General features: G+C 41.7%; 12 protein-coding genes. All 12 read right to left on the reverse strand.

The window, feature by feature from the left end:
- On the reverse strand, window positions 1-759 hold the full coding sequence (locus T487_RS0101080) for a single-stranded-DNA-specific exonuclease RecJ family protein (RefSeq protein ID WP_031572960.1): 759 nt from the start codon (window positions 757-759) through the stop codon (window positions 1-3).
- A 149-nt stretch (window positions 760-908) separates the two neighbouring features.
- Window positions 909-3020, reverse strand: coding sequence for a protein translocase subunit SecDF (locus T487_RS0101085; protein ID WP_031572963.1), 2112 nt, complete (start codon window positions 3018-3020; stop codon window positions 909-911).
- 116 nt (window positions 3021-3136) lie between these two features.
- Window positions 3137-3409 carry a preprotein translocase subunit YajC gene (gene yajC, locus T487_RS0101090; RefSeq protein WP_031572967.1) on the reverse strand — a complete coding sequence of 91 codons (273 nt, stop codon included), beginning with the start codon at window positions 3407-3409 and terminating at the stop codon, window positions 3137-3139.
- A gap of 96 nt (window positions 3410-3505) precedes the next feature.
- Window positions 3506-4651 carry a tRNA guanosine(34) transglycosylase Tgt gene (gene tgt, locus T487_RS0101095; RefSeq protein ID WP_031572970.1) on the reverse strand — a complete coding sequence of 382 codons (1146 nt, stop codon included), beginning with the start codon at window positions 4649-4651 and terminating at the stop codon, window positions 3506-3508.
- Between the two features lie 13 nt (window positions 4652-4664).
- Window positions 4665-5693 (reverse strand): tRNA preQ1(34) S-adenosylmethionine ribosyltransferase-isomerase QueA, encoded by a 1029-nt coding sequence (gene queA, locus T487_RS0101100; protein WP_031572972.1) that lies wholly within the window; start codon window positions 5691-5693, stop codon window positions 4665-4667.
- Between the two features lie 15 nt (window positions 5694-5708).
- Complete coding sequence (gene ruvB / locus T487_RS0101105) at window positions 5709-6728, reverse strand: Holliday junction branch migration DNA helicase RuvB (RefSeq protein ID WP_031572975.1); 1020 nt, start codon at window positions 6726-6728, stop codon at window positions 5709-5711.
- Window positions 6729-6738: 10 nt separating this feature from the next.
- Complete coding sequence (gene ruvA, locus T487_RS0101110; protein ID WP_031572977.1) at window positions 6739-7332, reverse strand: Holliday junction branch migration protein RuvA; 594 nt, start codon at window positions 7330-7332, stop codon at window positions 6739-6741.
- Between the two features lie 101 nt (window positions 7333-7433).
- The gene (locus T487_RS0101115) at window positions 7434-7754 is read right to left on the reverse strand and encodes a hypothetical protein (protein WP_031572980.1); all 321 of its coding nucleotides are present in this window, start codon (window positions 7752-7754) and stop codon (window positions 7434-7436) included.
- 76 nt (window positions 7755-7830) lie between these two features.
- Complete coding sequence (locus T487_RS0101120; protein WP_031572983.1) at window positions 7831-8742, reverse strand: pseudouridine-5'-phosphate glycosidase; 912 nt, start codon at window positions 8740-8742, stop codon at window positions 7831-7833.
- On the reverse strand, window positions 8739-9845 hold the full coding sequence (locus T487_RS0101125) for a PfkB family carbohydrate kinase (protein WP_242847996.1): 1107 nt from the start codon (window positions 9843-9845) through the stop codon (window positions 8739-8741). The genes T487_RS0101120 and T487_RS0101125 overlap by 4 nt, the downstream gene beginning before the upstream one ends.
- Before the next feature lie 106 nt (window positions 9846-9951).
- Window positions 9952-10764, reverse strand: coding sequence for a zinc ribbon domain-containing protein (locus T487_RS0101130; RefSeq protein WP_031572990.1), 813 nt, complete (start codon window positions 10762-10764; stop codon window positions 9952-9954).
- A 164-nt stretch (window positions 10765-10928) separates the two neighbouring features.
- Window positions 10929-11741, reverse strand: coding sequence for a ZIP family metal transporter (locus T487_RS0101135; protein ID WP_031572993.1), 813 nt, complete (start codon window positions 11739-11741; stop codon window positions 10929-10931).
- Window positions 11742-11750 lie beyond the last annotated feature (9 nt).

Below are 11750 nucleotides of genomic sequence, written 5' to 3' on the forward strand. Positions count from 1 at the left end.
TCAACTGTTGATTAAGTATTTGGCTATCTGCTCAGCGCGATGAATATCTTCTGTAGTCAGCAGTTCAATGATGATTCTTGCGTTGTCTACCATGGACCAGGGATTATCTTTCGGTGTCAGAAGGTCTCTAATGACCTTATCTCCTCCATCCGCCATGTTTTTAATAGAACGGATTCCATAGTTCGTAGATACACGTAGTCTGTTCAGACCCATTTTTAAAAGTTCATCATCCTCATTATTTTCATCAGAACCTAAATACACCAGATCTGTATATCTGTATATATTTCTTGTGTCATAATTCATGGAAAGATCTTTTGCAAACGCAAACACATTTTTCATCAATGTGGCTTCAAAAATCTCGAAGCTGTACTCCACAATACCATCTCCATGACCCAACGTGACAAAATCTTTCCCAGATTCCTGGAGCGTTGTGTACACTTTCTCTGTGAATGATTGGTCTAGAGAAAGCATAACACCAGGATTGTAGAAATTGAGATGAGTTTTGACATCACTAATGAGACTCTCACGATTTCCCCCTTTCGGAATCAGGAAATAGTCAAAGTCTGCATTAAAGTACCGGAGTACCAGAATCAGCATCGCAATGCTGCAGATTCCCTCTCGGTTGCCTTTGCCGTATATGATGATTTTTTCACGGCTGTTCACAGCCTCCATGATCCTTAAAATTGCCTTATGGGTATATTTCACAGAACCTGCATTTTCTGGACCGCGAAATATTGCCCTAAGATACGTACTCACCATATGCATCCCTCACCTAATGAAACAACTATTATTATAATACAAAACCCAGCTCTTCACAATGAAGAAGCAGAAACCTTTGGGATTGAAGAAAGGTCACTTGGAGAAGTGACCTTTCTCATATCAACCAATTATTTTCTTGCGGTTTATCTCTACTTTTTTACTTTTTGTGCTCTATCTTCCAAATTGATCCAGAATGGAGATGCAATGAAGAAGGTAGACAATCCTCCGACCATGACGCCAATAGATATTGGCAGGGCAAAATCTCTAATCTGTGGTACAAATATTGCTACAGATAGAATTGTAAAGAGTGTTGTCAGAAGGGTACCTACGGATCTGGAGAAGGATTCACTCAAGGAGAGATTGATAATCTCCTTATTGGATAATCCTGGGTGTAGCTTTCTATTTTCTCGGACTCTATCAAAGACAACAATTGTATCATTGATGGAGTATCCCAAAATAGTAAGAACCGCCGCAATAAATGGTGTGTTCACAGAAATTCTAGCTGCTGCATAGATTGCAATCAGGAAGAAGATATCATGAACCAACGCAAGGATTGCTGCAAATCCATAATTTTTCTTGAATCTGAAAGAAATATACAAAAGCATCAAAGCTGCAGCGATGACGACAGCCTTCACTCCACCTTCTGTCAGTTCTCGTCCAACGGAAGCGCCAATCTCATCCAGTGTGATGATGCTGTCTTCTTTTAAAGAGTACTTTTCCTGAATCTCTTCAATCAGCTCATCAATGGTCTCTGTAGAAAGAGCCTGACTTCTCACTTCAATCTGAGTATTGTCCACAACCTGTGTCTGAGCTTTATCATCATATGCTTTGATTATTTCATCTACTTCTGTTTTATCAAACTCCTGGCCAATTTCCATCACCAGTCTTGTTCCGCCTGCAAAATCCAGGCCTAAGTTCAGCCCTTGAGTTGCAGCGAAGAAGATACCAATGGCCATTACAGCTGCAGATATTACTCTCCAGTATTTAGCCAAGGCAATGAAGTCTCTTCTTTTCTTTGGTGCTGGGTTGGATGAAAGACCAAAATGTTCAGGCTTTGCGAGGAATCCCATGGAGACTCCCATCCACATCAGTCTTCTTGTAATAAAGAGTGCTGAGAACATGGATATCACGATACCAATCATTAAGGTTAAAGCAAACCCCTTCACAGCACCGGATCCAATGTAATAAAGAACTAATCCAGCAATGATTGTGGTGATATTAGAGTCAATGATGGAACTCATTGCATTGCTGAATCCAGATTTTATAGCCTTTGGAATATCCTTTGTAACGACCAGCTCTTCTTTGATTCTTTCAAAGATCAGAACGTTGGCATCTACAGCCATACCAATAGTAAGCAGGAACCCTGCGATACCAGATAATGAAAGTGTAGCATCGATGGCATAGAACACGAATAACAGAAGCCATACATAGAAACCAAGTGCTACGGAAGCAAGGAAACCTGGTCTTCTGTACTTAATCAGCATGAACAGCACAATCAGTGCAATACCGATGATCGATGCAGTAAGAACGTCTCCCATAACGCCTGCTCCAAGGCTTGCACCAACAGTTTTCACCTCAATGGCTTTTACTGGGTATGGAAGTGCTCCAGAGTTGATGATTCCAGCTAGATTTTGAGCTTCAGCCACGGAGCTCATTCCTGTGATAACCGCCTGACCACCGCTGATCACGTCGTTCACCATTGGATTGGAAAGCTGTTCACCATCCATGTTAATGGAAATCTGCTTTCCTCTGAACTCTGTAGTTGCCTTTTCAAATTTTTCTGCACCTACTTCATTCAATATCAGAGATACCACTGGCTGTCTGTTGGAGTCCAGCATACCGGATGCAGACTGAACATCACTGCCTGTGAGTATTACATTGCCTTCAGGATCTTTAAATGTCAGTTCTCCAGTTGTCTGAAGATTTGTGACGATATCACTGGAGTTGTAGACCCCTGGGATATCAATTCTGACACGCTTATCTCCTTCTGTTGTAGAAACAGTTTCACTTACACCAATTTTATTCACTCTAAGGTCCAAAAGTGTCTTAATGGAAGAAAGTTCCTCTTGTGTGAGCTTGTCTGCCTGAACTTCCATCACCACTGAGACTCCACCCTGAAGATCCAATCCTCGATTGATGACCTCACCAAAGGATTTAAAGCGGTAGCCTCCCACCGTAAGCCCCTCTACAGCAGTAAAGGAAAGGAATGATAATATGACTAAAATAATGACAAATAAGGATATACTACCTTTTCTTTTCATCGTGAATTTACCTCCGATTTCTAATAGAACCATATTCTAGCTGTGTTTAGTCAAAACCAAAGGGCAGGCGAAACGCTGCCCTTTCCTGACTTTATGTTTTCAACTTGTCCCAGGTATTACTCAGCAACCTCTGTACGAACTGATGCAACAGCATTCTTGGAGAATTTGATCTTCGTTCTGTCTGATCCTGTCTCCAATGTAATGGTTTCTTCATCCAGTTTCACAATTTTTCCGATGATGCCGCCTCTTGTTGTTACCTCATCATTGATTTTCAGTTCACTGACCATCTTGGTGAAAGCTGCCTTTCTTTTCTTCTCCGGAAGAAAGAGCATAAAATACATTAAACCAAGCATGAGAATGATGGGGAGTAATTGTCTTACGATATCCATAATTAAGCCTCCAATGTTTAATACTACTATTATAGTGAATTTTTTATGAATTAGAAAGATATTCAGCTAAAGTTCTTCAACAAACTCTTGTTTTTTCTAATTTTCGACAGGTTCCTGTCCTCTGGACCACTCAGAAAGTTTATTCTCTTTAAATTCATGAAATCTATCCTCATCCAGCGCCTTCCGGATATCTTCCATAAGCTTATTATAGAAATACAGATTATGAAGCACACAAAGCCTCAAAGCCAGCATTTCTTTTGCTTTAAAAAGATGCCTGATATAGCTTCTTGTATAATGCTTACATGCTGGACATTCACACCCTTCATCAATTGGCTTTTCATCCATTTCGAAGCGCTTGTTGTTCAGATTGATTTTCCCTCTGGATGTGAACACATGGCCATGTCTTCCGTTTCTTGCAGGAAGGACACAGTCAAAGAAATCTACACCTCTTTCCACGGACTCCAGTATATTTTCAGGTGTACCAACCCCCATAAGATAAATCGGTTTGTCCTGTGGAAGGTGAGGAACTACAACATCCAGAATCCGATACATTTCCTCATGTGTTTCTCCTACTGCAAGACCACCAATGGCATAACCATCCAGATCCATTTTTGAGATTTCCTTGGCATGAGCAATTCGGATATCTTCATATGTTCCACCCTGATTTATACCAAACAACATTTGCTTCTTGTTGATTGTATCTTCTTTTTCATTCAGACGGTCCAGTTCATTTTTGCAACGGACAAGCCATCTCGTGGTTCTTTCCACTGACTTTTCCACATACTCCCGTTCTGCAGGCAGTTCAATACATTCATCGAAGGCCATGGCTATGGTAGAAGCCAAATTCGACTGGATTCTCATAGACTCTTCTGGCCCCATGAAGATGGAACTTCCATCAATATGTGAATTGAAGGTAACACCTTCCTCTTTGATTTTTCTGATCTTCGCCAGAGAAAAGACCTGGAATCCGCCTGAATCAGTCAGAATGGGTCTATCCCAGTTCATAAACTTATGGATACCGCCCATTTTCCTCACCAGCTTATCTCCTGGTCTGAGGTGAAGGTGGTAGGTATTGCTCAGTTCTACCTGACATCCTATTTCTTTAAGATCCATGGAAGAAACAGCACCTTTAATCACCGCTAGCGTCCCGACATTCATAAAAACAGGTGTTTCTATCGTGCCATGAGGAGTTTCAAACCGCCCTCTTCGCGCTCTTTTTTCAGTTTTCAACAATGTGTACATTTATCAGTTCACCCTATTCCTTTATCAGCATCGAATCTCCAAAACTGAAGAAGCGATATTTCTCTTTAACAGCAGTTCTATAAGCATTCATCACATTTTCCTGACCCGCTAAAGCAGAGACCAGCATAATCAGCGTAGATTCAGGAAGATGGAAGTTCGTAATGAGGCAGTCAACACATTTGAATTGATATCCCGGATAGATAAAGATCTTTGTATATCCGGATGCCTCCCGGACAAAACCTTTTTCATCCGCAATGGTTTCCAGGGTTCTTGTGGATGTGGTTCCTACAGAAATTATTCTTCTGCCTTCATTCTTGGCAGTATTGATGATTTCTGCGTTTTTAGCATCCAAGCTGTAGAACTCCTCGTGCATATCATGGTTTTCCACAGATTCAACCTTCACAGGCCGAAATGTGCCCAGCCCCACGTGGAGTGTTAAGAAAGCTGTCTCAACCCCCATGCTTTGAAGTTTATCCAATAACTCTTTCGTAAAATGTAATCCTGCGGTAGGCGCAGCAGCAGACCCCTCTTCTCTGGAATATACCGTCTGATATCTTTCTCTGTCTTCCAGTTTCTCTTTAATGTAGGGCGGCAGAGGCATTTCCCCCAAACGGTCCAGGATTTCTTCGAATACACCCTCGTAGGAGAATTTAACGATTCTGTTCCCATTCTCAAGTACGTCCAGAACTTCCGCCTTAAGAAGCCCCTCTCCAAAAGTGAACTTGGCACCTTTGCGTGCTCTCTTGCCTGGTTTTGCCAAGCATTCATAGGTATCCAGCTTCTTTCTGTTCAGAAGAAGGAACTCAATTTTCCCTTCTGTATCTTCTTTAACGCCCAGGAGTCTCGCAGGAATCACCCTCGTATCATTGAGAACGAGAACGTCTCCTTTTTTCAGAAAGTCAGGCAGATCTCCAAAATGCTTATGGTTGATCTCACCAGTCTTCTTATCCAGAACCAGCAGTCTGGATGAGTCTCTCTTCTCCAATGGATGTTGGGCTATCAGTTCTTCAGGCAATTCAAAATTAAAATCTTCAACTCTCAATGTTTTTCCTCATTTCTACAGTAAGCTTTGTTGGCCACTTTGTTCTTTCTTAACCCCAAGGTGTTCATAGGTCTTATCCGTCACCACACGGCCTCGTGGTGTCCTCATGATAAATCCCTTCTGAAGAAGATATGGTTCGTACACATCCACAATGGTATCTACTTCTTCTCCAATAAAAAACGACAACGTCTCTGCACCAACCGGACCACCGCTGAAATGATGAACCATGGCTTCCAGAATTTTACGGTCAATCCGATCAAAACCTTCACTGTCCACATCAAGCAGCTTCAGCGCGATCTCAGCAGTTTCGTCCGTTATAATGGTCTCACCTTTCACCTGTGAAAAATCCCGTACACGCTTCAGCAGTCTGTTTGCAATTCTTGGTGTGCCTCTGGAACGCTTTGCGATGGAGAGGGCTCCTTCATCGCTGATTTCAAAATCCAGTATTCGCGCACTTCTTACAATAATCTCTTTTAGTTCTTCATTGCTGTAATACTCCATAGAAAGCTGAACGCCAAAGCGGTCTCGAAGTGGTGAGGTTAAAAGACCAATCCTTGTAGTTGCACCAATCAGCGTAAACCTAGCTAAATCCAATCGGATGGATTTAGCCTGCGCACCTTTGCCGATGACAATGTCCAAGGAGTAATCTTCCATGGCTGGGTAGAGAATTTCTTCCACAGTTCTGGACAGACGGTGTATCTCATCGATAAAAAGCACATCATTATCTGTCAGTGTTGTGAGAATCGATGCGAGATCTCCTGCTTTTTCAATGGCAGGGCCAGATGTGATTTTTAAGGTTCCTCCCATTTCCCGGGCAATGATATTCGCTAATGTAGTTTTTCCGAGTCCAGGCGGTCCATGAAGAATCACATGATCTAGAGATTCCTCTCTTAACTGTGCCGCTTTAATAAAAACCTTCAGATTATCTTTGACTTTATCCTGTCCAATATACTCCGAAAGTTTTAAGGGTCTTAAGGAATATTCGTTTACTATATCCTCCTCCATGAATTCAGAGGTTATCACACGTTCATTCATCTTCTCTCTCCTAATTCATCAGATATTTCAGGGCGTCCTTCAATACATTCTCAATACTCTGCTCTCCATTGATTTCTTCCAGAGCCTTACTTGCTTCACGTTCGGAATACCCAAGCGTCATAAGAGCAGCCAGTGCTTCATTTGCAATGTTGTCAGATATTGCCTGTTTCTTCTGGTCTTCATCCATGGAAGATAAATCTTCAAGATGTATCTTTCCCTTTAGTTCTAGTATCAGACGTTGAGCAATCTTCTTTCCAATCCCAGGTGCTTTCATCAATAAAGACTCATTCTCATGAACGATGGCGTATTTCAGATTCTCAGGCGCACTTGCAGAAAGAAGGGATAATGCCGCTTTTGCTCCAACTCCATTTGTTGTGATAAGGATTAAGAACAGTTCCAGCTCTTCTCTCGTGGAAAATCCATATAATCCAATGAAATCCTCTCGGACAATCTGGGTAAGGAATAAAGTCACTTCCTCATCGGTTTGAGGCATCATAGCCATGGTATACCCTGATGTGAAAATTTTGTATCCTATTCCATTATTTTCTACAGTTACGTAGTCTTTAAAAATACCGACAAATCTGCCTCTGATATAATCGTACATTCCTGTTCCTCCACTTAATTCTTTTACTATCTTATCATGATTCACGAAATTTAAAAACACTGCGAGCAAAGAAGGCTGAGCATCTGCTCAGCCTTGATTTTCTATTTCTCTTCATCATAATCAACATCAACCACTTTGTGATCCTGTGAAAAAAATGTATCGTCATGGACACTTTTCACCTGAGTCACGGGAGGTTCATCTTCTTTTACAGTTGGTTCTGAATAACTCCGATAATAATTCTCTTCTTTCCGTTTATAGCTCTCTCCAGTGGTTCCAGAGAACAGCGGACGCAGGAGACGCCTATAGATATACCAAACACCAAAACCCAACAGTATGTAAGGCAACAAGGTGATGGCAAAAGATATTACTAAGAAAATTATCACTATGCTTATCAGAAACCCTATCAAACTCTGTCCTCTCATTTTCATCTTCTCCCTCAGTTTTCTTGAACTATGTACTTATTCTACTGGAAGAAGATTAAATGAGGATTAAAGGTCTTTACAGTTTTGCAAAAGCAACAGCAACTTTAGCTGCAACTTCCGCGTTGTTGTATACCAGTTGGATGTTTGATTCCAGAGAATCTCCTCCTGTTATCTCTTTTATTTTCGCAAGAAGGAAGGGGGTTGTGTCCTTGCCTTTAACGCCTTTCTCATGTGCTTCCACAACTGCATCATCAATGACCTTTGTAATGAAAGCTTCATCCATGGAGTAAATTTCCGGAATAGGATTTGCAATCAGCGCGCCTCCATGAAGTCCCAGTGACCATTTGGTTTTCAGGACTGCTGCAAGCTCTTCTGGTGTATCGATTCTATAGTCCACTGGGAAACCGCTCTTTCTTGTATAAAAAGCTGGAAGCTCCTTTGTGCCATATCCAAATACAGGAACCCCTTTTGTTTCAAGGTATTCTAGAGTCAATCCAATATCAAGGATGGACTTGGCGCCAGCACATACTACGGCGACGTCAGTAGCTGCCAGCTCTTCTAAATCCGCAGAAATATCCATTGTTGTTTCTGCGCCTCTATGTACTCCACCGATACCGCCAGTTGCAAAAATCTTGATACCCGCCATATCGGCAATTATCATAGTGGAAGCTACCGTGGTCGCCCCGTCTTTCTTCGAAGAAACAATATATGGAATATCACGTCTGGAAACTTTAGCAACATCAGGTGCTTTTCCCATATAGTCAATCTCTTCTTTAGTCAGCCCTGCTTTCAAAACACCACCAATGATTCCTATGGTTGCAGGAACCGCACCGTTTTCTCTGATGATCTCTTCCACTCGAAGTGCAGTTTCAACATTTTTGGGGTATGGCATACCATGAGATATGATTGTGGACTCCAATGCCACCACTGGCTTTCCATTTTCTAGAGCTTCCTTTACTTCCTGACTTGTAACTACATACTGGTTCATTTTACTTCCTCCACTTTTTTCATTATTTTTCTGATTTCATTTTCGGATAGATCCGGATTGATGGTTTCATAGGCATTCATTGCCATAACAGAAGCTCCTATGGCAAATCTCACTTTCTCCTTGATTTGAAAACCATGGAGCTCTGAGTAAACTAGAGCTGCCTGAAATGCATCTCCTGCTCCCGTGGCATTCTTTGGTATCATCTTCGGTGCTTTCATTATCCCATTCTTTAGACCATCACTGTAAAAAACTCCTTCTGGTCCTAGGGTAATAAAAACATTTTTAACCCCTTTTGAATGAAAAAATCCACTGGCTCTTTCCAGGTCATCATGATTTTGGATGGCAATGCCTGATAAAGCTTCCGCTTCCAGCCTGTTCGGTTTTATCGTATGGAATGCGCCAATAACACTCTTCGCCCGTAATGCTTTCGTATGGGATACGGTATCTAAAAAGAGATCATTCTCCTTGAATAAATCTACTCCATAGCGGAAGATCTCCTCTTCCAAATTCGTATCAAACACGATCACCTGACTTTTCAGAATCACTTGTTTTGAATCCTCCAGATATTTTCTATCCAGCTTCTTGAATATATTCATAGATGCAATGGCAAGATCCATGTCATTCTCATGGTTCAGAATCGCCAGATACGTTCCAGTACCCTCTCCTTGCACTCTTTTCACATGACTCATATCGATTCCAATTTTCTCTGACTCTTTTATGATCTGATCCCCATAGATGTCTTCACCAACTACGGTGAACATCTTGGTATGTGTGCCTAATCTTGCAAGATTTTCCGCAATATTTCTTCCTACACCGCCCATGGATACTTTTACGCCACCTGGATTTGAATCCTGACGTTTCAGCTCGTGATATGGATATCCAACAATATCCATGTTGGCACCGCCTATGACAGATACATGATCTCTCTCATCAACCACATACCCTCGTCCCCTAATGATGCCTTTTCTCGTGAGATTGGTGATATGGACAGCAACGGAGGATCTTGTGATTTGGAGCACTTCCGCAATTTCTTGTTGTGATACAAACGGATTCTTCTTGATGATTTCAATAATCTCGAATTCTCTCTGTGTAATTTTGATCACCCCCAAATAAACTAATGCTTATTAAATAAGCTTATGTTTGTATTGTAACGGATGATTTCACCATAATCAAGAGTTTTCCGAAAAAAAAAACCGCAAAAAATTGCGGTTATCGTTTAATATCTACAAGTAGCCTCTTATACTCCTCGTGCAGTTCTATGAGATTGTCTTTCGTTTCAGATGTGATATCCCCAGAAATCATTTGAGAAATTGAATTCTCCACATTTTTCAGAACTCCTAACGTTTCGTACTTCGCTATAAAGGTTTCAGGAGGAAACGCAAGCTCTTCTACAAGAACATTAAGTGTAGCGCTTCGCTCTTTCAGATCATATACATCAGAGACATCCAGGACTTTATTCACAATTCCATTGAAAACATCTCCCAGTCCCAGCCCTTTCATAAACCTATTGACACGAAGCGTCGTCAGATGTGTGATGTTCTCCTCAATGAGTTTACTCTGACTTTCATAACTTTCAACAACCGTATTAAACTTCTCCCGATAGTTCTCCAATTGTTTCAGTTCATCAGCCAAGGCTTGCTGCTGCTTCTTTATCTCTGCTTGAGCTATACGCTCCTGCTGAGTATCTACAGCTATTTTTACAGCATTATACGCAACAAACACAAACAAAGCCAGCAGTATAACCAATGTCATACGCATTATGACTGACTTTTTTGGCTTATTGCGCTCAAAATCCGGGTCATAAATCCCATCTTCGTCTGGTCTTTTTCTTCGTTCATAAAACGGACGGCTTTCATCTTTTACATACTGCAGATTGTTGTCTTGTGTCCGTGCGCTTATGAACTTTCGATGTTCTGAGCTATATCCGCCCAGAGTTACTTTCTTATCCGTTAAAGGACAGCCGCACTGATTACAGTACTTGCTTCCCTCAACATTCCCATGTCCACAATTCGAACACTTCAAAATCCATCACCTACTTTGTTATTACCTCTACTATACACGAGTGACATTATACGATTCTTTGTAAAGCATAAATTTTTCCTTAAAACTAAATCTGACCGTGACATAAAAAGTCCGGTAATGAAAAAAGACCAGATATCACAATATCTGATCCATTCCTTCTTATTTCATCCAAGTGCAACATCCAGAATCATCATAATGGTAAAACCTACCATGACGCCCATAGTCGCATAATCCGAGTTATTGTTTGACTGCGCTTCAGGTATCAGCTCTTCCACAACTACATAAATCATAGCACCCGCTGCAAAGCACAAAGCAAAGGGAAGGATGCTTCTCAATTTTAGAACAAGCAGAGCCCCCAAAACACCTGCGATGGGCTCCACGATACCAGAAGCCTGACCATAAAGAAACGCTTTTGATCTGCTCATTCCTTCACGCCTGAGGGGAATTGAAACAGCTGCTCCTTCAGGGAAATTCTGGAGCCCAATTCCAATCGCAAGAGCAATTGCCCCCATAAGGGTCGAGGATTCAATTCCGGCCGCCACAGCGCCGAAAGCCACGCCCACCGCTAGCCCTTCAGGAATATTATGGAGTGTTATAGCTAGAACCAGCAAAACACTTCTCTGCCATGATGTTTTAGGTCCTTCCTTCACTTTGGGACCTAATCCAAGATGCATATGAGGAAGAGATTTATCTACCAAAAACAGAAACAGTCCACCTGACATGAATCCTGTGGCAGCCATAAGCCAGGGATTGAATCCCATCTCTTCAGCCAGATCAATCCCTGGACTGATCAGCGACCAGAAACTTGCTGCGATCATTACTCCTGCAGCAAACCCCAGCATTGTATCAAAGACCTTTTTATGAATGGTTTTAAAGAAGAATACCAGCGCTGATCCTAAGGCTGTGACTCCCCATGTAAACAGCGTAGCAAATAAAGCCTGAATGGTGGGATCGAAACGTTCAAAGAATGCAACCATTGGTTCACC

This window comes from Proteiniclasticum ruminis DSM 24773 (genome assembly GCF_000701905.1).
Taxonomy (GTDB): Bacteria; Bacillota; Clostridia; order Clostridiales; family Clostridiaceae; genus Proteiniclasticum; species Proteiniclasticum ruminis.

What these genes read in the sequence shown, in the direction of transcription:
- T487_RS0101080 (WP_031572960.1), bottom strand. Translation starts at nt 759, where the DNA reads ATGGTGAGTACGTATCTTAGGGCAATATTTCGCGGTCCAGAAAATGCA.
- T487_RS0101085 (WP_031572963.1), bottom strand. Translation starts at nt 3,020, where the DNA reads ATGAAAAGAAAAGGTAGTATATCCTTATTTGTCATTATTTTAGTCATA.
- yajC (WP_031572967.1), bottom strand. Translation starts at nt 3,409, where the DNA reads ATGGATATCGTAAGACAATTACTCCCCATCATTCTCATGCTTGGTTTA.
- tgt (WP_031572970.1), bottom strand. Translation starts at nt 4,651, where the DNA reads ATGTACACATTGTTGAAAACTGAAAAAAGAGCGCGAAGAGGGCGGTTT.
- ruvB (WP_031572975.1), bottom strand. Translation starts at nt 6,728, where the DNA reads ATGAATGAACGTGTGATAACCTCTGAATTCATGGAGGAGGATATAGTA.
- ruvA (WP_031572977.1), bottom strand. Translation starts at nt 7,332, where the DNA reads ATGTACGATTATATCAGAGGCAGATTTGTCGGTATTTTTAAAGACTAC.
- T487_RS0101115 (WP_031572980.1), bottom strand. Translation starts at nt 7,754, where the DNA reads ATGAGAGGACAGAGTTTGATAGGGTTTCTGATAAGCATAGTGATAATT.
- T487_RS0101120 (WP_031572983.1), bottom strand. Translation starts at nt 8,742, where the DNA reads ATGAACCAGTATGTAGTTACAAGTCAGGAAGTAAAGGAAGCTCTAGAA.
- T487_RS0101135 (WP_031572993.1), bottom strand. Translation starts at nt 11,741, where the DNA reads ATGGTTGCATTCTTTGAACGTTTCGATCCCACCATTCAGGCTTTATTT.